This is a genomic window from Flavobacterium restrictum, from assembly GCF_007097245.1.
GTDB lineage: Bacteria > Bacteroidota > Bacteroidia > Flavobacteriales > Flavobacteriaceae > Flavobacterium > Flavobacterium restrictum.
The window spans coordinates 59,794-86,218 of sequence record NZ_VJZT01000003.1 but is presented as its reverse complement, the minus strand read 5'-3'; the positions used below and the strand labels follow the sequence as shown (position 1 = coordinate 86,218).

At 36.8% G+C, this 26,425-nt stretch carries 22 protein-coding genes; 4 read left to right on the top strand and 18 right to left on the bottom strand.

Features of this window, described 5'->3' with window-relative positions:
* Positions 1-37: 37 nt before the first annotated feature.
* The 4 genes from FNW21_RS04210 to FNW21_RS04195 are packed head-to-tail and all read right to left on the bottom strand — an operon-like array spanning position 38 to position 4,287.
* Positions 38-1,384 (bottom strand): aspartate aminotransferase family protein, encoded by a 1,347-nt coding sequence (locus FNW21_RS04210; protein WP_144255497.1) that lies wholly within the window; start codon positions 1,382-1,384, stop codon positions 38-40.
* 49 nt (positions 1,385-1,433) lie between these two features.
* Positions 1,434-2,081: a GNAT family N-acetyltransferase gene (locus FNW21_RS04205; RefSeq protein WP_144255496.1), complete on the bottom strand. Its 648-nt coding sequence runs from the start codon at positions 2,079-2,081 to the stop codon at positions 1,434-1,436.
* Positions 2,071-2,742: a GNAT family N-acetyltransferase gene (locus FNW21_RS04200; protein WP_144255495.1), complete on the bottom strand. Its 672-nt coding sequence runs from the start codon at positions 2,740-2,742 to the stop codon at positions 2,071-2,073. The genes FNW21_RS04205 and FNW21_RS04200 overlap by 11 nt, the downstream gene beginning before the upstream one ends.
* A gap of 18 nt (positions 2,743-2,760) precedes the next feature.
* Positions 2,761-4,287: a Na+/H+ antiporter NhaC family protein gene (locus tag FNW21_RS04195; RefSeq protein ID WP_144255494.1), complete on the bottom strand. Its 1,527-nt coding sequence runs from the start codon at positions 4,285-4,287 to the stop codon at positions 2,761-2,763.
* A 233-nt stretch (positions 4,288-4,520) separates the two neighbouring features.
* On the opposite strand from FNW21_RS04195, the gene mmsA reads away from it, so the two are divergent.
* From mmsA to FNW21_RS04180, 3 genes are all read left to right on the top strand, one after another.
* Positions 4,521-5,978 carry a CoA-acylating methylmalonate-semialdehyde dehydrogenase gene (gene mmsA / locus FNW21_RS04190; RefSeq protein WP_144255493.1) on the top strand — a complete coding sequence of 486 codons (1,458 nt, stop codon included), beginning with the start codon at positions 4,521-4,523 and terminating at the stop codon, positions 5,976-5,978.
* Between the two features lie 92 nt (positions 5,979-6,070).
* On the top strand, positions 6,071-6,520 hold the full coding sequence (locus FNW21_RS04185; RefSeq protein WP_144255492.1) for a GNAT family N-acetyltransferase: 450 nt from the start codon (positions 6,071-6,073) through the stop codon (positions 6,518-6,520).
* A gap of 23 nt (positions 6,521-6,543) precedes the next feature.
* Positions 6,544-7,878 carry an aminotransferase family protein gene (locus FNW21_RS04180; protein WP_144255491.1) on the top strand — a complete coding sequence of 445 codons (1,335 nt, stop codon included), beginning with the start codon at positions 6,544-6,546 and terminating at the stop codon, positions 7,876-7,878.
* 206 nt (positions 7,879-8,084) lie between these two features.
* Here FNW21_RS04180 and FNW21_RS04175 read toward each other — a convergent pair whose 3' ends face one another.
* From FNW21_RS04175 to FNW21_RS04110, 14 genes are all read right to left on the bottom strand, one after another.
* On the bottom strand, positions 8,085-8,630 hold the full coding sequence (locus tag FNW21_RS04175) for a YceI family protein (RefSeq protein ID WP_144255490.1): 546 nt from the start codon (positions 8,628-8,630) through the stop codon (positions 8,085-8,087).
* A gap of 12 nt (positions 8,631-8,642) precedes the next feature.
* Positions 8,643-8,984 (bottom strand): hypothetical protein, encoded by a 342-nt coding sequence (locus FNW21_RS04170; protein ID WP_144255489.1) that lies wholly within the window; start codon positions 8,982-8,984, stop codon positions 8,643-8,645.
* 17 nt (positions 8,985-9,001) lie between these two features.
* Entirely contained in the window at positions 9,002-9,865 is an 864-nt protein-coding gene (locus FNW21_RS04165; protein ID WP_144255488.1) for a DUF5777 family beta-barrel protein, read from the bottom strand.
* 10 nt (positions 9,866-9,875) lie between these two features.
* Positions 9,876-10,274 carry an OB-fold protein gene (locus FNW21_RS04160; RefSeq protein WP_144255487.1) on the bottom strand — a complete coding sequence of 133 codons (399 nt, stop codon included), beginning with the start codon at positions 10,272-10,274 and terminating at the stop codon, positions 9,876-9,878.
* Between the two features lie 5 nt (positions 10,275-10,279).
* A complete protein-coding gene (locus FNW21_RS04155; RefSeq protein ID WP_144255486.1) occupies positions 10,280-11,038 on the bottom strand; it encodes a T9SS type A sorting domain-containing protein in 759 nt (252 codons plus the stop codon).
* 154 nt (positions 11,039-11,192) lie between these two features.
* Entirely contained in the window at positions 11,193-11,612 is a 420-nt protein-coding gene (locus FNW21_RS04150) for a QcrA and Rieske domain-containing protein (protein ID WP_144255485.1), read from the bottom strand.
* A gap of 12 nt (positions 11,613-11,624) precedes the next feature.
* Entirely contained in the window at positions 11,625-12,146 is a 522-nt protein-coding gene (locus FNW21_RS04145; RefSeq protein WP_144255484.1) for an ankyrin repeat domain-containing protein, read from the bottom strand.
* A 240-nt stretch (positions 12,147-12,386) separates the two neighbouring features.
* Positions 12,387-13,346 (bottom strand): glycoside hydrolase family 5 protein, encoded by a 960-nt coding sequence (locus FNW21_RS04140; RefSeq protein ID WP_144255483.1) that lies wholly within the window; start codon positions 13,344-13,346, stop codon positions 12,387-12,389.
* Positions 13,347-13,352: 6 nt separating this feature from the next.
* Positions 13,353-14,591, bottom strand: a complete 1,239-nt coding sequence (locus FNW21_RS04135; RefSeq protein ID WP_144255482.1) for a glycoside hydrolase family 27 protein — start codon at positions 14,589-14,591, stop codon at positions 13,353-13,355.
* 222 nt (positions 14,592-14,813) lie between these two features.
* Positions 14,814-17,690 (bottom strand): beta-galactosidase GalA, encoded by a 2,877-nt coding sequence (gene galA, locus FNW21_RS04130; RefSeq protein WP_144255481.1) that lies wholly within the window; start codon positions 17,688-17,690, stop codon positions 14,814-14,816.
* Positions 17,691-17,981: 291 nt separating this feature from the next.
* Complete coding sequence (locus FNW21_RS04125) at positions 17,982-19,055, bottom strand: IPT/TIG domain-containing protein (protein WP_144255480.1); 1,074 nt, start codon at positions 19,053-19,055, stop codon at positions 17,982-17,984.
* A gap of 23 nt (positions 19,056-19,078) precedes the next feature.
* A complete protein-coding gene (locus FNW21_RS04120; protein ID WP_144255479.1) occupies positions 19,079-20,617 on the bottom strand; it encodes a RagB/SusD family nutrient uptake outer membrane protein in 1,539 nt (512 codons plus the stop codon).
* A gap of 12 nt (positions 20,618-20,629) precedes the next feature.
* On the bottom strand, positions 20,630-23,818 hold the full coding sequence (locus tag FNW21_RS04115) for a SusC/RagA family TonB-linked outer membrane protein (protein WP_144255478.1): 3,189 nt from the start codon (positions 23,816-23,818) through the stop codon (positions 20,630-20,632).
* A gap of 313 nt (positions 23,819-24,131) precedes the next feature.
* Entirely contained in the window at positions 24,132-25,010 is an 879-nt protein-coding gene (locus FNW21_RS04110; protein ID WP_144255477.1) for a helix-turn-helix domain-containing protein, read from the bottom strand.
* Positions 25,011-25,276: 266 nt separating this feature from the next.
* Here FNW21_RS04110 and FNW21_RS04105 point away from each other — a divergent pair, with 266 nt between their 5' ends.
* The gene (locus FNW21_RS04105) at positions 25,277-26,425 is read left to right on the top strand and encodes a glycoside hydrolase family 26 protein (RefSeq protein ID WP_144255476.1); all 1,149 of its coding nucleotides are present in this window, start codon (positions 25,277-25,279) and stop codon (positions 26,423-26,425) included.

Here is a 26,425-nt window from a genome sequence, read left to right as displayed (position 1 = left end):
TTCCTTTTGGGCTTTAAGACATTCGCCATTTGACTATTTATTTTCTTTCCGCTAAAACGGCTGCAATAGCATTTTCAATTACGTCCATTCCTTCGTTCAATTGTTCGGCAGTAATTACAATTGGAGGCAAGAAACGAATACAATTTGTATATAAACCAGCACGAATTAAAATCAAACCGTTAGAAACACATTTTTTGATTACTGCCATTGCAAAATCCATATCAGGTTCTTTGGTCGTTCTGTCTTTTACAAATTCAACTACCAACATGGCTCCTAATCCTCGAACATCTCCTATTACTTCAAACTTTTTGCTCATTGCAGTTAGTCGGCTAACTATAATATCACCTACGTGAGTTGCTTTGGCTAAAAACTCGGGAGTATTGATTTCCTTAACGGTTGCATGTGCAGCAACCACTGCAAGCGGGCTTCCTGAATAGGTTCCTCCAACTCCACCTAAATGGGGGGCATCCATGATTTCGGCTCTACCAGTTGTGGCGCTTATTGGCATTCCTGAACCAATAGATTTTGCCATTGTCACGATATCTGGAATAACGCCACTGTGTTCGATTGCTAAAAATTTCCCTGTTCGACCAGCTCCAGATTGTACTTCATCTGCAATAAAAACGATGCCATGTTCATCACACACTTTTCTGATTTTCTCTAGAAAACGTTTTGGAACTGGAATAAAACCACCTTCACCTTGCACAGGCTCAATGATAATAGCAGCTACTGCAGAAGGATCTACATGCGAAATTAAATTTTGATCGAAACGTTCAATACAATAATCAATGTACTCGTCATCGGTCATATTTGCTGGTTTTCTGTACAGATTTGGAGACAGAAAACGATAAATATCGGGTGCAAAAGTTCCAAAACCTCTTTTGAACAAACCGTATTTACTAGTCAAACTCAAAGTAAGCATTGTTCTACCATGGTAGGCACCTTCAAAACAAATAACTGCTGGGCGTTTGGTATAATATTTAGCCGTTGAAATGGCATTCTCTACGGCTTCGGAACCAGAACAAGCCAACAATGTTTTTTTAGGAAAATCACCTGGCGTGATTCCGTTTAGCATTTCGGCAAAATCCAAATACGGTTCAAAAGTGGTTACTAATGCACCGGTATGTATGTATTTTTCTAATTGATCCTTAATTGCATCAACAACAACTTGTGGTCGGTGTCCCAAATTTACCATTCCAATTCCTCCTGCAAAATCAATCAACTGATTTCCATCAACATCCCATACCAAAGCTCCTTCGGCTTTCTCAACAACCACTTCGGTAGATTTTCCTAAACCTGATGGCAAAGCAGCTGCTCTTCTTGCTAATATTTCTTTGCTTTTTGGTCCTGGAATTTCTGATACTTTTTTAATTTGAGTTCCCATTTTTAATTTTAATTTAATTTTTTTAATCTGTTTTTTTTCTTTTTTTTCGTTACAAATAATACTTTTCATCCACTGGATTATACATTAAAATGCTTGCGTTTCCAGCTTCGGGATCATTTATATAATCGTAAATTGCTCTAATCCATCTAAAACCTGCGTGTTGTTGCGGGGTAATGGTTGGATCTGTAAATTCGTTATTTTCTAGTCTTTTGCAATATTCTTCAATGGACATTTGATCGCTTACTTTCCCGTAGCCAATGGTCATTCCGGCAATGATTTGTCCTTTGATACCTAATTGTTTGCAAATTTCATGACGCGCTTTATACATTTCTTTAGACAAACCCAAACCTCTATATTCTGGCAAAACCCCCATATCTATACCGTACATCCAGTCGCCGTTAGTAATATGGGCATTTGTAATCCATAAATTATCCGTTTCTTCTAGAAAAGTACTATCGTGTTCTGGAAAATCACATCGCAAGGTACTCGCAGAGCCAATTACCAATCCGTCTTTTTCAACAACTAACTGTCCTTCTTGAAAAACTTTTACATGATTTGCAAAATGATTTCTATTCATTAATTCGGTTTCATGCAAAGTTGGAAAACATTTTGCTTGCACAAATTCCATCCGAATAGCATCTTCAAGCGTGGCATTTCTGACCACAAAAGCACCATTTAAAATCTCTTTATATACCATCTTTAGCCTCTAATTTCAATTTATAATTCTCATCAACAGGAAAATATAGTAAGATACAAGCAAATCCAGCTTCGGGATCATTGATATAATTGTACAATGGTTTTATCCATCTAAAACCTGCTTTCCGTTGTGGTGTAACCGTTGGATCTGTAAACTTTTTAATTTCCAAGGCATAACAATAGGCCTCGATTGTCATTCTGTCTTTTACTCTTCCGTATCCAATGGTCATTCCAGCAATGATTTGACCTTTTAATCCTAACTTTTTTGCTATTTCTTGTCTGGTTAAATACAACTCTCTCGAAAGCCCCAAACCTCTATACTCTGGAAGTATTCCCATATCGAGTCCATACATCCAATCTCCTTCCTTTTGATGGGTTTTGGTAATCCATAAATTATCTGTGGTCGCTAAAAACGAATGGTTTTCTTTTGGAAAAAAAATCCGCATGGTACTGGCAGACCCCACTATCTCTCCCTCTCTTTCGACAACAAATTGCCCTTCTGGAAAAATTTTAATATGATTCATAAAGTGATCTCTATTTAATAACTCTGATTGGTCTAAAGAAGGATAACATTGTTTTTGAACAAATTCCATCTGAACCACATCGGCAGTCGTAGCATTTCTGATTAGAAATTCATTGTTAAAAATTTCTTTATGAATCATTTATACTTTTTTTTTAAATTACAAAATAAATCCTGCTATTAAATACAATACCGATGATACTCCAAAGATGATAAGTTGATATGGAAATTGAGAAATCCCATGTTTCATCATATCTACTTTACACGATTGTGCCGTCAAAACTCTATTATCCGAGAAAAAACAAGCCGCCGCGCCCCAAACAGTTCCTGATGCTAACGCTCCTTGCGTCAACCAAAAATTAGCGTGAACTTGAGTGGACAAAATAGCTGCTGTAGGCACAAGAATGGCATAAATTCCCCAGTTTGAACCAGTTGCCCAACAAATCCATGCTACCAATGCAAAAAAAATAAATGGCAATGTTGCACTGTTCAACCAGCTAATGCCTTCCAAGTGTGACGCAACAAACTCGTTGAATCCCAATGCGTTTTGAACATCTTTCAACAAATAGGTAAATCCTAAAACCGCCAATACAAATGTTATAGTTTCTAATCCTTTTACAAAATTGTCTGATATTTTATGAAAATCAACAATTTTGAATACCAAGAAGTACAAATAAGTAAATACACAAGCGGTAGCAATTCCTCTTAAAGCATCGATGCTCCCAAAAATATAGTTGATGTCATATTGAAACGCACTTCCCCAGTAATCAAAATCCCAAGGATAAGGCAAAATAGTACACCAAATCAAAACTAACAGGGGCATTATGAAATACACCATTTTGCCCTCTTTCTTCGGTTTTTTATTTATTTTTTCTTTTTTCTCTTCAACAACAACTTCTGATTCTAATTGTTTGATTCCTTTGAAATCAGGAATGAATTCGTACACCACTAATCCTCCTAAAATCAAGGAAATCCAAGCCGAAAAATTATACGGAATGGTGTGCATAAAGGCTTCAATAGGACTTGTAATCGCATGTCCAGCAGCGTCCATTACACCACCTTCAATCGCTGTTAATTGTGAACCGTAAAAAATAGTCCAAGTAGAAATTGGGAAAATAATAGTCAATGGAACGCACACAAAACTTAATACCAAAGCCAATTTAGCTCTAGAAACTCCAAATTTATCGGTTATGGGTCTCATCGTATTTCCTACGGATAAAGCGCTAAAATAATCATCCAAGAAAAAGAAAAAACTCAACCAATACGTCATCAAGAGGGATTGTTTCTTGGTTTTTACATGATTTTCTGAATATTTACCTACTGCTTTGATACCGCCAGAAGCAACCACCATTTGGACAAAAGCACCATATAATATACAAACTAAAATTACCCAAATCAATCCTTGATCATGCGCATCCCTCGCAATGGATGAATACAAACCGTCAAACATATTCAATGGAAAAATCATTCCTTCTCCTTCTGGAAAATATTCTTTGGATCCGCCTTGCATGGCTAATAAAATAAAGCCCAAAGCACAGCCTATAATAAGTGGTTCTAACGCTTTTCTAGTAATAATAGCAACACCCAATACCGTAAATGCAGGTACAAGCGCGTGCCAATTGACAAAATAACAAAGTCCAGCCAGAAGCAGTAAGCCGACTCCAATAATAGTTGAGATTGATTTCATAGATTTTTTGGTTTTAGTAATTTTTGGTTTTGGTTTAATAGTTCCTAAAGTTACCTATAAATACAGTACTTTTTACAAGTAAAAGACAATAAAGTAAACACTTCTTAATATTGTAAATAAATTAACAATAGCGATATTATTTTGTAAATCTAACAATATTTTTAATACATGCAAAAATAAATTTTATTTTTTTGAATATAATTGTATATTTGAAAAAAAATAAATCTGTAATTATGACCTATAACGAAGTACAAAACTTTATAAACGGAGCTTTCAAATCGGGAAGTTCAACACAAATTCATACGGTTATTTCCCCATTAGACGGAAGTACATTAACCACTTTCAACGAATCGACTAGGGAAGATTTGGACGAAATTATTCTACATGCACAAAAAGCACAAAAAGCTTGGCAGAAAGTAACTTTGAAAGAAAGAGCGCAAGTTTTTTATAGATACAAACAATTATTAGAAAAAAACAGCGAAGCACTTACTGAAATTATTTATCGTGAAAACGGAAAAATTCACGGTGAGGCCAAAGCCGAAATTGATAAAGCAATCGAGTTAACCGAGTTTGCTTGTTCGCTCCCACAATTTGTAAACGGCGAAAACATGGAAGTGAGCAAGGGTGTTTTTTGCTCCTCAACCAGAGTTCCTTTAGGGATTGTAGCATCTATTGTTCCTTTTAATTTTCCAACAATGGTACCTCATTGGACGATTGTAAATGCCATTGCTCTTGGTAATGCTTTTATTTTAAAACCTTCCGAATCTGTTCCCGTAAGTAGCCAATACACTGCAAAACTTTTGAAAGAAGCAGGACTTCCTGACGGTCTTTTTAATATTATAAATGGCACGCAAACGACCGTAGAAAATATTTGTGACCATCCCGAAATTCATGCGGTAACTTTTGTGGGTTCGACCAAAGTAGCCAAAATTGTCTACCAAAGAGCGAGTCAAAATTTAAAACAAGTTTTAGCGCTTGGTGGTGCCAAAAATCACATCCTATTATTACCTGACGCTCATCCTGAAATGGCTTCGTCTAATATTATTGCTTCTATGAGTGGTTGCGCGGGGCAGCGTTGTATGGCAGCGGCGACTTTAATTGCAGTAGGAAATTGCGATGCGATTCTTGACAAATTAATAGGTGACGCTCAAAAAATTCAATGTGGTACAACTTTAGGAGCTGTAATTTCAAAAGCGGCCAAAGACAGAATTGAAAACTATATTACTGAAGCGGAACAACAAGGTGCCAAAATAATTCTTGACGGACGCAATACAATAGTTCCTGGAAAAGAAAATGGTTTTTATGTAGGCCCAACGCTTATCGATTATGCGACAGCCGATATGAAAATTGCTAGAGAAGAAGTTTTTGGCCCCGTTCTCGCTATTGTTCGTGTGAATACAATTGACGAAGCTTTGGCAATAGAAAATGCAAATCCGTATGGAAATGCGTGTTCCGTATTTACACAAAGTGGTGGTTTAGCGAATTATGTAACCGAAAATGCTTCGGCGGGAATGTGTGGCGTAAATATTGGCGTTCCTGTACCTCGCGAACCTTTTGGTTTTGGCGGATGGAATGAATCTCGCTTCGGTTCTGGTGATATTACAGGCAAAAGTTCGATTGGTTTTTTTACCAAAGAAAAGAAAACCACCACCAAATGGAACCCAGAAGCGGGAACGAATTGGATGAGTTAAAAATAATGGCTGCAATTCTATTTAAAGGAAAGAAATCCAAATCTTAAAAAAAAATTGTAATTTTAAGATTCAAACCTATAAAAAAGACAATCATGATACGAAAAGCTACAATACTCGATTTAGACCAAGTAACCCATTTATTTGATCAATATGTGGTGTTTTATAAAAAACCTTCCAATTATGAAAAGCATAAAACCTATTTAAAGGAACGCATTACGAACAATGAAGCGACGATTTTCCTAGCCTTTGACGATTCTAATTTGGATATCGCCATTGGATTTACATTACTTTATGTGACTTTTTCGTCATTGGCATTGAACAAAATAGTGATTCTAAATGACCTTTTTGTAGATACAAAAATCAGAAAAAGTGGCATTGGCGAAAAGCTTATTCTAGAAACTGTTGCTTTCGCCAAAGAATTAGGTTCCAATCTCATCCGATTAAGAACTGCCAAAAACAATATCATAGCACAAGGATTGTATCACAAAATGGGTTTTGTAAGAGACGAAGTTTTGTACAGTTACGACCTCACAGTCAAATAATTAAAACTATAATTAAACAAAAAATGTTAAGCAAAGAACAAATAGTAAGTGACAGCAAAGAATTCAGTTTGTTTTCTTGGTCAGCCCAAGCAAGTGTCAACCCAATCGCTATAGAAAGAGCCGAAGGCGTTTATTTATACGATTGCGATGGCAACAAAATCATTGATTTTTCGTCCGGATTAATGTCGGTAAACATTGGTCATGGCGATCAAAGAGTTACTGCAGCTGTAGTGGAGCAAATGCAAAAAGTGAGTTTTGTAACCCCATCCTGCACCACCGAAATTAGAGCAAAGTTGGCTAAAAAATTAGCCGAAATTTGTCCGGGTCACTTAAACAAAGCGTTCTTTACTTTATGCGGTACTTCCTCTGTGGATAATGCTATAAAATTAGCACGTTTGTACACGGGTCGCCATAAAATAATTGGTCGTTATCGTGCGTTTCATGGTGGTTCTATAGGCGGTATGTCTGTGGGTGGAGATCCTAGAAAATTAGCTAATGATTCCCAACAAATGACCAATACCGTTTTGCTTGATGATCCGTATTACTTTTTTGGAATGAAAAATCTAGACGAGGCAACAAAATTAAGTTTGAGCCTTGAATATGTAGAAAGAGTCATTCATTTTGAAGGAAAAACGAATATTGCTGCCTTTATTTTTGAGGGCGAAAGTGGTTCATCTGGTTGTTTGCATTATCCAAAAGGCTATCTCAAAGGCATAAAAGCACTTTGCGAAAAATACGACATCCTTTTTATTGCCGATGAAGTAATGAGTGGTTTTGGTCGAACAGGAAAATGGTTTGGTTTTGAAAATCATGCTATTATACCCGATATGGTTTGTATGGCCAAAGGATTGACGTCCTCCTATCTCCCATTAGGTTGCTTGATGGTATCCGATACCATTGCTGCAAAATTCGAAAATACCCCCATGATGATTGGGCTTACGTACAATGCACATCCTGTAACAATGGCAGCAGCATTAGCCGTTATCAACATTTACGAAAGTGATAATTTGATTGAAAATACCCGTCAAATGAGCACCTATCTAGAATCCAAAATCGAGGAAATGCGAGCCAAACACCCTTCGATGGGAACTTTTAGAAACACCGGATTGCTAGGCTGTTTGGACGTTTTAAAAAATAAAGCGACAGGCGAACTCATTTGTCCTTACAATGGCGCAGGAGATGATTTGAAGGTTACTAATGCTATTGCTGGAAAATTGAGAGCTTTGGGATTGTACACTTTTGTTCGTTGGGGATACATTTTTATTGCGCCGCCCTTGTGCATTACCAAAGCTGAAATAGACGAAGGTTTGTCCATTATATCCGAAGCTTTGCTTATTGCTGATGCTCATTTGGAATAGAAAATCCACAACTAAGTAAGTCGAAAGTTTTAATGTCGTAAAGTCAAAAGAAGCAATATTATCAACAATAGTTCAAAATCATTCTATTATGACATTTTTTCTAATTTTTAAAATACGTCATCATACAATGATTGTTACTTATATAACCAAAAACTCCATTCAATGCGAATGGAGTTTTTGGTTTAAATAGTATTTTTAAGTGCCAATTAATTCGCTTGAAGCAAAAAATCAATAGCTACTTTTACGTTCTCGGCAATTTTTCCTTTTACTAGATTTGGAATATCAATTTTATAGTCTTGCGGTTTTACTAAAAAAGTAGTTGCTGCACTAATTTTACCCGCTGTAGTGGCGAGAATAATTTTGGCTTTTATCGATTTGGTAACGCCGTGAATGGTCAAATCGCCTTCTAAATCATAGGTTGTTTTGGAAGCCGAAAGTTTTTTGGAATCAAAATTTACTATTTTTCCTTTAAAAGTAGCTTTCGGGAATTGAGACGATTCCATGTAATTTTCGTTAAAATGCTCTTCCATCAAAGGTGCTTTGAATTTGAATGCTTTTACCAAAGCCAAAGCAACAAAATCGCCAGTAGATTGGTCTAAAATAGAAGAAACAGTACTGTTTTTTGCGGCAATTTCTTCAAAAGCGGGCATTGAAGCTTCAAATTTTATTTCGCCTACACGTGTCATCATTTTTTGGGCAAAAACCACATTACCAAGGCAAAGTATTGCCGCCAAAAGTGTTATTTTTTTCATTTTTTTTATGTTTTAATTTGGATATCCATTGGTCGCCCAAAGTTTAATCATGTCAATAGTTCCCTGATTCATTCGGCCACTTGTAGGCATTACGGAGCCACAGGTTTGGGTATCGATTCTACAAATAACATTTCCGTTTTCTACGGCATCTTTCACTTCAGTATAATTGGCTAACGATGGATATTGTCCCCCTGAATTATGACAACCCGAACAATTGGAATGAAAAACTGGCCCCACATTAGCAGCATAGGTTGGATTCGTATTCACCTCGGAAATTTGATCATAAGTAACCGAATCGCAGGAAACAAAGCATAGTGCACTAACAAATAGTAGTATTACATTTATTTTTTTCATAATTTATTTATTTTCTTTTAAAAAACTCTATACATGTTAAATCCAAAATAAAGACTACCACCGTTCCAATTGCCCGAGGCGTTCGAAAACACCGCCACATCATTCATAGGCTGACTATTAGAAAACACGAGTTGAAAAACGTGTCCGCCCGTTTCTATATCTAAACCAACCGAAAGTGGGTTGTGATACGGAGAAACAAAATTTTCTGGCATAGAGGCTCTAGCGGCATATTCTAGATTCACACTCAATCGTTTGGCTATTTTATAACGTGCTCCTGCACCAATCAAAAACAAATTCTTTTGTTCCAAGGCTGGATCATATAAATTTTTATGCACATAAATAGGTGCCAACTCAACCGTTAATGATTTAGAAAATTTTCTGGAAACCAATAGTTGTGTCGTAAAAGCCATGCGGTCATTGAATTTCAAATACGGGTATTGAGCGGTTTTTAATGCACTGTTAATATCCATGGTATTGTACCCTACAATGGCTACAGGAAATCCGTCCACTTCTTGATTGGCAAATTTATATTTTGCTGTTAGTTCATAGGTTTTATTATAAGTTTGTCTCGAAGCACCCAAGGACAACCAATTGGTCACACCATAAATACCACCAATTTTTGTTAAGGCGTTATCCAGCCCAAAGAAATTATCAAAACCATGGGTTAAATCCCCAAACCGATGCGACACCACCATGTACCATTCGCCTTTGGCCGCAAGTTTTGTCGATTGCATGTTGCATATTTGCAGTCCTTTGAAAGCGGTAGTTTCAACGTCTTTCACATTTGATTTTTCTGCATTTAATTGATTTAACAAATCATCTTGCGCAGCGGCAAATCCAACCGTAAAAAACACAAGTACAAAAGATAAAAAATTTTTCATTTTCATTTATTTAATTATTATTTAGTAATAAACATTGGTCTAATCGCAACTCGCCCATCAAATCATCGTACCCAACCACTCGTCCTTTTACGGTAACGACTTTGCCTTTTTGAATAGTCGCATCGGGAGTTTTCAGGTTACAAATAATGGTTGTGTCAAGAGTAATTCCTGTTGCAGTTACCGCTGTTATCGTTCCTGATATGGCCACTGCTTTTTCGAGGTATTTTTTGTTGGAGCCATCAATATCAGCGGTAAATTCATCCGAAATAGCTTTGGAAGTGAGCGTAAAATCAGTTGTTTCGGTGCTTAAATTCCGTTCTCCTCCATGCATCACATATTGGAACACACCCAAACCCACTACGCCAATCAACACGATTACAATCCCAATTATTTTTACTTTTTTGCTCATAATTATTATTTTATTACTAATTTCTTAACCACTTTACTATCCTCGTTTGCTATTTCGGCAAAATAAATGCCTTTGGCAAAACCAGATAAATTGATGGTTGTTTCTTTATCATTGGTCACATTTATTTCTTTGACAAGTCTAGCGGTAGAATCAAAGATTTTGATTTTTGATACTGTAGTGGCATTGTTTTTTGAAATCATAAAAACCCCTGTTGAAGGATTGGGATAAATGGTTACTTTGTCCAAAGTGGTATTATCAGCCAAACCCAAAACAGTAGTGAACGTTAGTGTTTTACTGCCAAATGTTTGGTGCTGATTCGCAACATTGGTAGAAGAACCTATTGCATAAATCACATTCAAATTAGTCAAACTAAACGCATACGTATAATCTTTAGCGTCGCTAGTGTTAAATGGTCTGGTGGCAACAATCGTTCTAACGGTTCCGCTTATTGTATTGGAAACTAATGTTAAATTGTTAGTCGCATCCGTGACTGGGGCAACATGACCTCCCGGAAGCGATTGATCCAAGAGTGCTGTGCCATACGTAACACAATCCGTGCTTGCGGTCATCGATGTTGTATTTAAACCAATAGAAAACCATTTTGTGGTTGGCCCCGTAATGGTATAGGTTACCAAAGAAGTAGTTTGATTTAAATCAATTTTCAAACTTATTGTTCCCATCGTTACTACTCCGGTTGATTTATTTTGCGCAAATGATACTGTGGTTAATCCAATAATCAATACTAGTAGGTAGATTTTTTTCATGTTTATAATTTTTAAAAGTTGTTAAATAAGTGTTTTTTTATGTTTTCTTTTCAATATTGTATGTCCTTATAAATCAAATACAACTGCTTCAAAAAGGGTTTTAATTGATTTTGTCCTAAACCAAAAACAGTTGTACTACATTCAAGATATTATTTTAGGAATAAATTCTTAAAGTGTTACCGCTCAATGCAGTGTTGTACATTTTTAAATTACTCGAAGCTGGACCTTGAGTAACAGCACCTGTGCTACTAAATTGTGCTCCGTGATTGGGACAAACAAATTTATTGCCAGTTGAATCATAATTCACATTCGTCCCTTGGTGCGTACAAGAAGCCGATACTGCTAGATAGCTTCCAGTCAAAGTTCTTGCGATAACAATGCCATTGCTCACCATAAAACCGCCGTTGGTCGCTAGCGAACCGGAACTCACATCAACATTAAAATCAACATTTGACGGAGCTACACTTGGTGATCCCTCGCTTTGACAACTGGTTGCTAAACCTGCAATACAAGCAGGAACTAAAATTGCTGCTGCTCCAAAACCTACTCTTGCAAAAAATTCTTTTCTGTTCATATCAATCTATGTTTAGTGATCTAATAATATAATCAACTCGGTGTTTTTGTTAAAATTTGCAAAGTCTAATGCTGTTTTACCATCACTGTCCTTTAGTTTTGCATTGGCACCCGCTTTGAGCAATACTTTTACAACGTCGTTTTTGTTAAAAAAAGCCGCATAAATCAATGCTGTTTTGCCTTGAGTATCCGCCAAATTTACATTGGCATGAAGTGCAATAAGTTTTTCTAAAATGACCAAATTGCCAGACATAACCGCCGCCATCAAGGGCGTTCCCATTCCAGAATTGTAGTCAATATTATTGACTTTATCACTCAAAAACAAAGCGACATCCTGATTCCCGCGGTAACAAGCCAAAAGTAGCGGTGTAGATTTCCCTTCATTTGCTGTATTTATAAGCTCGGGACTTTGATCATATATAGCTTTCATCTCTACCAATGTTCCTTTTCTGGCTACATCAAAAACATCTTTTTGTTGCGCTTGTGCTAAAAAAGAAAAAAGGATAACACTTAAAAAAATAATTTTCAAATTCATATTTATTCCATTTTAAAATCCCATGAATGGCAATCCCATTCTAATAGCATTACTTTAAATTAACAAGTTGGTTTTTTTTTAAAATTCCAATTCAACGTGCCTATTTTGGTTTCTTATGATAAAACACTTTTGTCTAAAAAAACCCTACCCCCATTGCTGTTTTTTTTCAAAAAAAAGTATTTCAAAAAAAAACTCCATTTGCTTTTACAAATGGAGTTTCAAAAAATAGTGGCAAACTAATTATTTTTGAGTATTGTATTTTCTTAAATAATCTCGGACTATAATTCCAGATTCTTTGAGATCTTCGGTTTTCCAATTCCCTTCTGACTGGGCAGATTTTTTAAGAATCGAACACGTTTCATCCTTATCTGAAACCGACCAAGTAATCCAACTCAATTTCTTGGTTTCCATCCAATCAATGTATTCTTTCCAAGCCACAAGATTCAAAGGGCCATCGCCCGTGGCTTCCATCCCCGCCGATTCAGAAACAAAAACGGGCAAACCACTTTTGATTGCTTCATCTGTTCGATCACGCAATTCTTTTGTGTGTGTTCCAGCATAAAAGTGCATCGTGTACATCAAATTAGTATTGCCTTTTATAGGATTTGCTGCAGGCAAATGAATGTCCTGATCCCAATGTGGGCAACCTACCAGAATAATATTATCGGGGTCATTGGCTCGAATTACGGCAATCACTTCCTCCGAATAGGCTTTGACTTCGTCCCAAGTTTCGTAATCGGGTTCGTTATATACCTCATAAATAATGTTGGGATATTTAGCATATTTTTTAGACATTTCGGCAAAAAAAACTTTTGTCTCTTTCAAATTAATGTTGTGGCTGTGCCAATCTATGATAACATAAATCCCCGCTTTGATAGCCCCATCAACCACTGCTTCGACCTTCGCTTTTGAAAAATCAGGTGCTTTTATATACGGTTGCTCACCTAGCTCTACTCCCATTGCGGCACGCACAACGGTACATTTAAAATCTTTGGCAAGCCAGTTTACAGCTCCTTGATTATAGAATCTTGGCCACATACTATGCCAGCCAAAACTCATTCCTCGAAGTACAATTGGGTCATTATTTTGATCTACTAATTGTGTTCCCAGAACTTTTAACTTGCCATGGTTTTTTACAAATTGGGCATTCGATAAACCAAAAATAAGTAAACAAACGAGCAGTATTATTTTAGTTTTCATCCTGTTTTATTTTGTTAATTTCAGCGTAATCACATCATGCGAAGCCAAATCAGCAGCAAATACTTTCTTGGTAGTTCCTATCTCTTTGTTTGCCCAAAGGTCTTTTATTTTGAAAATGATTTTGTTAAAATCGGCTTCGTAACCAAAATCAGCATCTTTGATTGGGTTTTTCTTCCAATCGAAATTAATTTTTTTGGTCACATCGCTTCTATTCACAAAGGTAATGGCCCAATTCCCATCGGATAACGGTTTTACCCAAATATCCAATCCATCTTGTGACGAATATTTGAAGCCCTGAATTCCTAATTTGTCTTGATTGACAGCAATTAAATTTTTATTGGTCAAAATAGCCAATGTTTCCTTGGACATTTTTCTAAAATCGTTTCCAGCAATCAGGGGTGATGCGAGCATAGACCACATGGCAAAATGAGTTTTATCCTCAATATTGGTCATTCCGTCGCCCACTTCCATCATATCAAAATCGTTCCAATGATCGGGACCGGAGAATTTACGAATATCTTTGCGCATTTCGGCAATTTTCATAAACCCCCAAGAGGACCAATTTCCTTCTTCGTGATGGAACTCGCAATCAAAACAAGGATAAATATCTCCCGAAATTCTCCAAAGATTTCCAATAGGTTTTCCCCAATCCCAAGGTTTGTTGTCGCCCCATTCGCAAAGACTAAAAACGATAGGTCTCCCAGCAGTTTTAAGAGCATTACTCATCGTTGCATACGCTTCGGGAGCATTGATTCCTGCAGTATTACACCAGTCGTATTTCAAGTAATCGATGTTTAATTTGGCATAAAAACGAGCATCCTGATATTCATAACCACGTGTTCCTGGGTAACTCGCACAGGTTTGCGTCCCTGCACAATTGTACAAACCAAACTTTAATCCTTTGCCATGTACATAATCTATTAACGCTTTCATGCCGCTCGGAAATTTGATTGGATCTGGTACTAAATCCCCATTTGCATCGCGTTCCTTTGCCATCCAGCCATCGTCGAGAACGATGTACGTGTAGCCCGCTGCTACCATACCTGACGAGACCATAATATCGGCAGTTTCTTTGACTAATTTTTCGTCGATGTTGGTTTCAAAAGTGTTCCAAGAGTTCCAACCCATGGGCGGTGTCATGGCAAGTCCTTCAAATTTTCCTGCTCCTTGAGCGTGCTTATTTCCTTGTGAGAAACCTTGAATAATACTACCGCTTAAAAGTAGTATGAGGAGTAATTTTTTCATTTTAGATTGTGTTTAATTATAGTGGTTTGTTTTTTTATTTGGCACGCAGATCTTGCAGATTTACGCAGATTATTTTCAATAGGATGGTCTTGCTTTCCCTTGTTTTGCGTGAGGGATGGCAGTGGAGCTCTTTTTATAGCTGGCTTTTTCTGCCAGCTATAAAAAAGCGGGAACGTACAGCCCGACCCGCAGTTTTTACGGAGGGTCACGCCCAAATAACCTTTATGGTTTTGTTGCATTTATTTTTATTTCCCCTTTTTTGAGTCCATTACTGGTTGCAGTCAAAACTATTTCGCCTGCTTCGCCTGTGGATTGCAGGATCACTTGTGCCAAACCGCTAAACAAGGTTCGTTTGCAAATGGGTGCAGCAGCAATGAGTTGAATGGTTCCAGGACTGGTGTTTACGGGATTCCAACTATATTTATAGGTTAAAGGCTCGGCTACGATAACGATGCTGTTTTTTCCTGCCCGAAGATTGGCTTTATCCAAGATAAAACTGTCTCCATTTTTGTTTTCGGGAATGTTGTTGGCAATTTGTTTTCCATTAATATAAATAGATTGCGATTTGCCGATGGGGTTATAAGAAAAGTTGATTTTAGCCTGATTGAAATTTTCGGGCAAATCAAAATGGGCTCTGTAAATAATGGCTTTTACTTTCTTGGCAAAAATGGTGTCCCGACTGTCTTTGAAAGCATTGTCCCAATTGGAAATATCTAAATTATCGTCAGTTTCTGTAGCTTCTGCAATGGAATTAACGATTTTTTCTTTCAGATTCGAGATAGGAACAACAGTTATGGTTTCTAAAAACTGGTCGGGTTCTACCGAAGTTGGTTTTCCGTTTCCAACGCCAATTATTTTGGCTGGGCCCGAAATGGTGAAGCTTACTTCGTTTTCGGAAGTAGGAACAAAAAGTCCTGATTTATCTTTGGTATCGACGGTCATTATAGCAATATCAGTCGCATTGGCTTGAATTGTTTTTGTGTTCGATTGCAAACCAATAGTTACGGCATCGGAAGTGGTTTTGATGGTTTCGGTTAGGAATTTCTTGCCGTTTTTGTACCCAATAGCTTCCAAAGTTCCGGCTTGGTAGTTGACTTTCCATTCGAGATGACCGTTTTTTTCCATTGTTTTTTTTCCTAAACTTTTTTTGTTCTGAAACAATTCTACGGCATCGCAATTGCTGTATGCCCAAACATCGATGGGTTGATTTTCTTTGCCTTTCCAGTTCCAATGCGGTAAAAGATGCAAAACGGGTTCACTTCCCCACCACGATTTTAAGTACCAGGCATCGTCTTTGTAAAACCCACATTGATCGAGCATTCCAAAATAAGAGCCCGTTGCAGGCCAAACGTAAGGCGTGGGTTCGCCACGGTAATCAAAGCCCGTCCAGATGAACATTCCGCCGAGATAGGCTCTGGAATCGTAGTGTTTCCAACCCTGTTCGATGCTGTGTGCGTTGGGCGATTGCGGCATATCGTAGGCGGGTTTGTACATTTTTTGGTTGTCTTCAAAATAAATACCTCGGGTGGCAAAAGTCGAACCTTCCTCGGTTCCCCAACTGGCCAGATTCGGGAATTCACGGTGGTGCTTGTCGGTGGTTTCCTTACCGCCGTGTTTGATGTAATTGTAGCCCACAACATCTACGGCAGTGGCAATTCCGTTGTCCCAATTGCCGCTAATTCCGGCTGTAATTCCACGGGTGGTGTCGATGGTTTTGGCATAATCCTGCATAGTTCGTGCCATTCTAGCCCCAATGATATTCCCTTCAACTCCCCATTCTTCGTTGGCGATAGACCAACTGATGATACTTGGATGGTTCCTGTCTCGAAGCATCATTCGTTTTAATTCTCCTAGTTGGGTGTTTGTGATTCCCATCGATCTGGTTTCGTCAATGACTAGCATTCCTAGGCGGTCGCAGGCATCCAAAAGCTCCGGAGTGGGCGGGTTATGCGAACATCTGTAAGCATTAGACCCAAAAGATTTTAAAGTGGAAATTCTAAAATCTTGCAAACCATCGGGCATTGCAGCCCCAACACCTGCGTGGTCTTGATGATTATTGGTTCCTTTTATTTTAATATGTTTTCCGTTCAGAAAAAAACCTTCGTTGGCATCAAAACGCAGGCTTCGGATTCCGAAAGTGGTGGTTTGGGTGTCGGTTAGTGCTGTTCCTGAATAAATATTGGTTACCATTTTATGCAAATACGGCGTATTGACCGACCACAAATTTGGATTGGCAACGGTTAATTCTGCTTCAAATTCTTTGGTTTCCATTGGTCGCAAATTCAGATTATCGATAGTGGCTGTGGCGATTGGTTTTCCTGTTGCATCCAAAACAGTTTGAACGATTTTGAAATTTTGAGTTTTAGTACCTTCGTTAATCACTGAAACTTTTGAAGTTAGTTGAGCCGTGTTTTTAGTGATTTTGGAGGTTACAAAAGTTCCGTCTGCGGGAACGTGCAACGCATTGGTTTTGTTGATCCAAACGTGGCGATAAATACCGGCACCTTCGTAAAACCAGCCTTCTTCCATCATCGCATCGACTCGAACGGCGATGGTATTTTGGCCTCCATAGTTGATATAATCGGTTACGTCGTATTCAAAACCCAAATATCCCGATGGATTATTGCCCAGATAATGCCCGTTGAACCAAACATTTGAATTGCGAAAAACACCATCAAAGGCAATGTGGATTCTACGCCCTAAATCGGCTTCGGGAATGTTTATTTTTTTTCGGTACCAGCCAATGCTGGTTTCTGGAAAGGGTCTTCCTATGTTTTTGAAACCGTGACTGTAACTGGCTTTTTCGCTAAAACCTTGCTCGACAGCCCAATCGTGTGGCAAATCGAGTTTTCGCCAAGAGCGATCGTCAAAATCGGTTGCCGATGCTCCATCGCCATAAGTAGTTTTGGCCAGATAGGAGAAATAACCCGTTCCTGTCCCGAAATCTTTGGCGGTATCAAAGGGATGTCCGAAGGCAAATTGCCAATTTTTGTCGATGGAAATGTGTTCGCGGTTCTTGGTATTGGATTGCGAAAAAACGGATAGGCAGCAACTAAAGAATATAAGGAATAAGAAAAGGTTTTTATGGGAATTTTTCATTTAATGATTTTTAACGAGCTAATGAATTGTTCAACCTACAAGAATAGTGAATAGTAACTAAAGATAGTGATACTTTTTTTTCAATTGTTGCTATTATTTTATTTTGAAACACCCTTGCTGAAGCATTCTTTTCTTGGGGAAGAAATACATCCTTTACAATCCACGAACTATAACAACAGTTAATTTACGGCAAAGAATTTCACCTTAAACCAACTGAAATAGCTATAAAAAAGAATTCCCTAATTGCTCAGATTAGGGAATTTCTTAAAACTAACTCAAAAAAAACAAAAATTATTTTTTCAAAACAAATCCTATATTGTCTATGTAAAAAGTATTTTCAATACCATCATTTCCACTTTTTGAGGTGTTTTTAAATGAAATATTTTGAACTCTTGTTGCATTCTGTAACTGTTCCCACGTGAATTCATAGGTTGTCCATTCAGTAGTAACATCCAATTCTGGTGCAACATCATCACTCCAACCACCATTAAAAATCAACCTTAACTTACCCGAACTTTCTGCTTTTATCGAGAATCTTATTCCTTTATAATCGGCAATTTTATCATACCAACCCCAGTTTCCTTGTATGTTGCCCCAAGCATCCATTTTCTTTTTGATGTAAACGAGCCCCTGATCTGCTTTTTCGTCCGATACAATTGTATGATTGTTCCAACTAGGAAAATCAAGACCATAAAAACCAACCTCATCAAAAATTGCAGTACCAACAGCATACGTAGAGGTTGCTGTTCCTGATATAGTTTTTACTGATACTAACTGTTTATCGGCACCTACTGGAACTTTAACTTTAATTTCGGTCAAAGTGGATGAAATTACGGTAGCAGGAATTGTTCCAAAAGTAACAATTGGATCTAGAAAGAAGTCCCCATAAATAGTCATTGTAGAACCATCAGCTGCATTTACTGGGCTAAATCCTCTTGTTAAAACTGGTGCTGGGGGTGCAATCACAAAATGATATGTTGCTGTACCATTTTTTGTAACCACTTTCAACTCACTAGATACATTTTCATAAGGGGTATCTTGATCAATTGTGATCACAATTACGGTATCCGTAACTAGTGTTGGGTTAAAATAACTCTCCACTCCATTGAAATATACTTTTTGAAGCGTCAAGAATCCAGTTCCTTTTATAAAATAGGTATTATTAGGAAGTCCAGTTTGGGTAGGTACGTCAATTTGTACAGGTGATCCATCAGTAGGTGTGTTTAATGCTGTATTAACACTCTCAATTGTTGTCGTAGTCGATGCGCTATCATCTGTATTGTTACATGACGCAAGGCAACTTATCAAGAACAAGGAAGCTATTGCAAGGAAGCTCCGCAAATGTGAAAAATTTAATTTTTTCATAATATTTTGTTTATTTAGATTAATTATTTAAAAACATAAGGAACTGGTGGCTCGTTAAGTTTTGGATTTTTGTTTACATCGTTACTTGGTTTAGGATAGATAAGATCCGTTTCGGTTGGCGTGTAGTAAGCAGGTGTTTTAGAATAGGCACTTCTATCTTGTTTTGACATTATCGAGATTGCTTCGGCTGCTGGCAAACGCCCTAAATCATACCAATATTCTCCTTCAAAAGCGAGTTCAACTCTTCGTTCTTGCATCATATCGGCATGCGTAATTTTGGTTTTGGAGGGTAATCCAGCTCTATTTCTAACTTGATTGAAAGAAACCAAAGCCGCAGCATCTGTCGTCTCCGCACTTCCAGCCATAATAGCTTCGGCATGAATTAACAACAAATCAGAGTAACGCATGATATAGTTACAGGAATTGGTACCACCCCAAGCATCTTGTGCTCCAGTCTCGGCAGATATTTTGCCTACCACATATTTTTTTACCAAGGCGCCCGTTGCATCAAGAAAACCATTGGCTTTTGAACACGTAAAACCAACGCCACCATCATGGGTCAATTCAGGATAATAATCCCCATCCGTCATGATACTCTCTCTTTTGCGTTTATCGCCAGTTTCAAAAGCTTTTATGATATCTTTTGACGGGATATAAGTAGCACCATAACTTACTTCATTCAGTACATCAGGACCATATTGAACATTTGAAAAATTTGCATCTTGGTAGCCTCCATCAGCAATCCATTGCCAAGAAAAAATAGATTCCTCATTGTTATTATTTTTAATTCTAAAAAGATCCCCGTAATTAGCCATCAATTTGAACTCACCGCTGTTGATTACTTCTTCTGATAAGGCTTTTGCTTTAGCATATTCTTTACGGTACAAATATATTTTGGCCAAAAAAGCTTTGGCTGAACCACTTGAAACTCTAATGTTTTGAGAATAATTAGCTCCTCTTACTTTTGTATGAAGATTATCTGCTGCGTATTGCAAATCTTTTTCGATTAGTGTATAAACATCTTCAACTCTATTGTTATTGATATTTGGGTTGGTTACATAATCCAAACCATTCTCAATAATTGGTACTGGACCCCATATTCTTACTAAATAAAAATAGGCAATAGCACGCATAAAGTGGGCTTCGGCAAGGGTATTTTCAAGAACAGGTTGCGAAACATTTGGCCCAACTGAAGCTTTAAGAGTGTTTATTAAGTTATTCGATTGTGCTACAACACCAAAACAAGTTCCCCAAGGGTTTAACAACAAAGGACTTTCTGACGAGGCTTGAAACTTAATTAATTCTGTTCCGTCATCACCAGCATATAAATTTCCAGAAGACACCTCTGAAAGTGCATAGAAACATTTAGTAAAAAATGGTGCCCAAATTTTTCCGTACAAAGCAGAGGTAGAACGAACGACTTGCTCATCCGAGGAATAAAAATTGGAGGTATCAAATCCATCTTCCGAAGGACGATCTAGAAAATCCTTTGAGCAGGAAGTCGATAATGCAAGGACAAAAAATAAGATTGCTCTTTTTATATTTATACTATTTTTTTTCATTTTGTTTTATTTTTAAAATTCAACATTTAAACCTAATGTAAAAGTCCTTGGAGAAGGATAACGTCCATTATCAACTCCTGAAAGTAACGCATCTTGGTTTAAAGAACCTACCTCTGGATCATAACCAGAGTATTTCGTAAATGTATATAAGTTCTGAATCCCTGTGTAAAGTCTCACTTTAGATAATTTAGCTTTGGCCACCAATTCCGATGGCAAGGAGTAAGCGAATGTTATATTTTGAATTCTTAAATAAGAACCATCCTCAACATAACGATCTGATATAACCATATTTGCATGCCCTTTGGCGTCAAGAATTGGTCTTGGATATTTGGCATTAATGTTATCCGGAGTCCAAAAATCAGCAGCTTCGGCCAATTGATTTTGATATAATTGTGAGTTTGTTGTTCCTGCTCTTCTAGTTAAATTCAAAATTTTATTTCCTTGAGAACCTTGTAGCATTACAGACAATTCAAATGTTTTGTATTTAAAACTATTAGTAAAACCGTAAGTAAAATCAGGATGAGGATTCCCCATACTCACATAATCTTTATTCGTTATCTTACCATCGCCATCTTGATCTTTATACAAAACATCCCCCAGTTGACTTGGTTCGTCTTTGGTTCCAAGATGCGGAATTGGTGCCGATGCCAATTGTGCTTCGGTACGAATTAATCCTAAAGATTGTAATCCATAAAACTGACCAATTGGTTGTCCTACAACAGTATTTGTAACTGTTTTTGCATCATTTGAAGTAAGCGTAGCTTCTCTTTGTAGATTAAGTCCATTGGTAATTTCTAATAATTTATTTACGTATTTAGAAAAAATTAAGGTGGAGTTCCAAGAGAAATCACTACCAAATTTATTAGCATACGTCAATGTAATATCAATTCCTTTGTTTTCCATGCTTCCCACATTAGACATAGGAGCATTTATTCCGCCTTGGTAGGACTCTAAACCGGTCAAATACATAGGTAAAGGCAATTTGTATAAAAACCCTTCTGATTTTTTTCGGTATACGTCGATTGTTGAAGATAATTTTGAATCAAACAGTGTAAAATCCAAACCAAGGTTTACTTGTTTTGAGGTTTCCCATTGCAATGCTGGATTAGAAATATTATCAGCCAAGAATCCATTTCCTTCAAAAGTACCCAGTTTTCTAATATTAGACAAGTAAGCACCACCACCAATGTTTTGATTTCCAGTCTCTCCGTATCCTAATCTAAACTTGATATTGTCAATATATTGTTTGGTGTTTTCCATAAAGGATTCATTAGATAATTTCCAAGAAACCGAAACTGCTGGAAAATAACCCCATTTATGCCCTTCGGCAAATTTAGAACTACCGTCAGCTCTCATGGTTGCGTTCAACCCATATTTCCCGTCAAAATCATAAACTAATCTTCCAAAATAAGAATACAAAGCGGCACTCCCTTTATAATCCCCATAAACTAATGAAGCTTTATCACCAAGAGATATCGTCGTCAAATCATTCGACAAAAAGTCACTTACCCCAACGGCACTTCCTTCCCAATGAGAATCATTGGCTTCCTGACCCGCTAATAAATTAAAATTACTTTTTCCTAAAGTCAATTTATATGTAAGTAAGTTTTTGATGTTTAAACTATACCAACTTTGATTTCTCTCAATAAGACTTGCGTGCTCATTAGTAGAAGCGCCCCATTTATAGGTAGGATTAAACTCCTCGTTAGTACTAATTTCAGTGCTACCTCCAAATTCAAAACGGTATTCTAACCCTTTGGCTAACTTTGCTTCGGAATAAAAATTACCCATGAAGCTTTTTCGGATAAGATTATTGGTCTTAAGAAATGCGGCTGCAACTGGGTTTATAAAGTTATAACTTGGACGTCCAGCTACTGATGGAGGTGGCCCAGCATACGTTCCATCTGTGTTTCTCACGGCAACATCTGGACTTCCTAGTATTGAAGTACTTACAATTCCATTTGACGATCCGTTGAGTGTAATGTCCTCATTAGAAATACCCGTTGAAATATTTACACCCATTTTCAACCATTCTTTTACTTTTGTATCTAAATTGGTTTTGAAGTTGTACCGCTTGTATCGAGACCCGATGACAGTTCCTTCTTGATTAATATACCCCCCAGAAACGTAGTAACTCATCCCATCTTTGGCTCCCGAAAAAGACAATTGATGACTCATTAATACTCCTGTTTTATAAATTTCTTTTTGCCAATTTGTCCCTTCGCCCAACAACTCTGGTTTTGCAAACTCAGCACGTAAAGCATCCGTTCTACCAGTTTGCAATGCCAACGCATTTTGTTGCGTAGCAAATTGTCTTAAATTCATCACATCCAACAATTTAGCTTGGTCTTGTGAGGCAACATACGTATCGTAGGTTAATTTTCCAGTGCCTTTTTTTCCTGATTTAGTTGTAATTACAACCACACCATTTGCCCCTCTAGAACCATAAATTGCAGTAGCTGATGCGTCCTTAAGGATATCCATTGTCTCAATATCATTAGGATTTATCAAGGATAACGGACTCACGGTAACACTTGCAGCATTGGAACCAGTATATGCTCCAGCCAAAGGTCTCCCGCTTGTAGATGAATTAGTGGCATCTCCAGAAATGGGAATACCATCAATTACATACAAAGGTTCATTAGTCCCTCCAATTGAAGTTGTACCTCGTATTTTTACCGATACATCCCCGCCAGGTTGTCCAGAATTATTGGTAACAGTAACCCCAGCTGCCCTTCCTTGCATCATTTGATCCAAAGTTACTTGAGGAGAATCTCCTAAATCCTTGCTTTTAATACTTGAAATAGCACTGTTTACGTCTTTTTTCTTTTGAGTTCCGTACCCTACGTTTACAACAACTTCCTTTAAATCCTCGGTAGCTGATTTTAGGGTTACATTAAGTTTAGTAGCACCTTTTACCGCAACTTTTTGAGAAACATATCCCACAAAAGAAAACAATAAAGTGGCATTTGCTGGGACAACAATTTCATATTTCCCATCAATAGTAGTCGACACGGATTCTTTCGACCCTACTACTAATATATTTACACCTGGTATTGTCATTCCATTTGGATCGGAAACAACACCTTGAACCTTGATTTGCGCAGCAATAAAATTGCTTGCTAGTAATAAAAAACACAATAACGGAAATGCTCTCAAATTGCCTTTCCAATGCGTTAAATTAGACAATAGTTTTTTCATAATAAATGTTTAGTTAGTTAAGTTTATTAATTTCTGACTATGAAAAATCAAAAGTTAAATAGGTATTAATTAAGTTGGTTTATAATTAACAAATTTATAACACAACAAAACAGTATAGTAATAGTATTATATCATTTATTGATAATATTTTTACTTTAACGCAATGTCACATGCGACATACTCAATATTAATAACCAAAAATTAGTAGATGTATAAAAAAAACAGCAAAACACTACGATAACAACAATTGCGAAGTCAATACTCATAAGGGTTTCAATCGATTTCGTATCTTTTTTATAAAAAAAGGGAAGGATTATAAAATTCGTTTTAGCCCCGAAAAATCATCACGGTACTGGCTTGGAGTTCGTTTTTTAATGGCTTTAAAACTTCTATTAAAGTTGGCTATATTATTAAAACCAGAGCGAAAAGCAATTTCAGATATACTTAAGTCTTTCTCTACCAGCCACCTAGCCGAATATCCAATTCTAATATCATTAATATAATTGACAAATGTCTTACCAGTACGTTTTTTGATAAAGCGATTGAAGGAAATACTAGACATACTAGCCACATTTGAAACATCTTCGAGTGTTATTTTTTCGGCAAAGTTTTTTTGTACATAATCATAGACTAATTTCATTTTGTCATAATCATCAAACGTATCGTAATCAACTGTAAATGTTGACAATAGCCTTTGATTTCTAGAATTAGCCAAGTCATACAAGATAGAAATTATTTCCAAGAAATAATCCATTCCGTCTAATTTTGAAATTTTAATTAGGCGGTCATAAAGCTCTTCGGCTGTTTTTTTTGAAAATAAAATACCATGTATCGAGCGATTAAACATTTCCTTGATTGGTGCCATAATTCGTCTAGACAATAACGAATCATGAAACAAATCGTTATGAAATTGTATGGTTATTTCATGAATTTCCTTGTTTTTACATTTATTCAATTCCCAGCCGTGATAGAGATTTGGCCCAACCAAAACCAGCTCTATATCCCCAATTTCCTCAATATTATCGCCAACAACACGCTTAACTCCTTGTCCATTTTTAATGAAATTAATTTCAAATTCAGGATGATAATGCACTGGAAAATCAAAATTATCCTTGACTCTATCAAACACCAAAAAACTATCTCCGGAAGACAACGGAGCTATTTCTCTATAAAAATTTTTCAAATTGCTCATATCGTATTTTTTTTTGCAATAATATGATATATAATTGATAATATAATACTAAATAAGAAGAAGGCTTACAATTATCTTTGAAAAATAGAATTATTGATTTTATAAAAACAGTTGTCTTAATAAACACAAATCATTTTTTATCACTATAAATTTTATACTTTTAATAATGAAATTAACAAAAAAATAAAATGTGAGATTTCGGTTTTACAAAACCAACAAAACAAAATTCAACTAAAAAAACACCTCATACCTAAACAACTTCATACATGAAAAAAACCATTGCGGTACTACTTACTTCTTTTGTCCTGGGAAGCTCATTTTCGTTAACAGCACAACGTGTTGATACTAAATTAACTTTATCCGACAAAAAAGCGACTTCTGAAACCAAAATTTTATACCAAAATTTGAATAAATTAACCCAAAAAGGATTCTTATTTGGGCATCAAGATGATTTAGCCTACGGTGTGAACTGGAAATATGAGGACGGAAGAAGCGATGTAAAAGATGTTGTAGGTGATTTTCCAGCCCTATACGGATGGGATTTAGGCGGTATTGAAAACGACTCCAAAACAAATCTTGACGGCGTTCCTTTTGACAAAATAAGACAATACATCATTGCGGTTCAAAAAAGAGGCGGTATTAACACCATCAGTTGGCACCTCAACAATCCCATGACTGGAAAAACAGCTTGGGACAACAGTACTAAATCGCTAGCAAGCATTTTGCCTGGTGGCGAAAATCATGCTACATTCAAAACTTGGCTGGACAAAGAAGCGGCTTTTTTATTGTCCTTAAAAGACGCCAAAGGAAAAGCAATTCCTGTTTTATACCGCCCTTTTCATGAATTGACCGGAGGCTGGTTTTGGTGGGGAAAAGAAAACTGCACCTCGGAAGAATTTAAAACTTTATGGAAATTTTCATTCGCCTATTTGCAAAAAAAAGGGGTTCACAACTTAATTTACGTCTACAATACTGGAGGTTTTAAGACCAGAGAAGTTTTTCTAGAAAACTATCCAGGTACTGAATTTGCTGATGTTTTGAGTTTTGACAATTACCAGTACAACGATCCTACAAAAAGTACTTCTTTTATAGACGAGTGCCAATCACAATTTAAAATTATCGATGAAATTGCCCACGAACAACATAAATTAATTGCTTTTGCCGAAGCGGGCTATGAAGGAATTCCGTATGCACAATGGTGGACGGATACATTGCTAAAAGCAATTGGCGATTACAAAATTTCGTATGTTCTGCTTTGGAGAAATTTTGGATGGCAAGAAAAAGAGCAAAAAATGCACTACTATGCGCCGTACACGGGACAAATAAGCGAAAAAGATTTTGTAAATTTCTACCAACTTCCAAAAACTCTTTTTGAAAAAGAAGCTGCCAAAGCCCATCTCTATAAAAAAAACTAA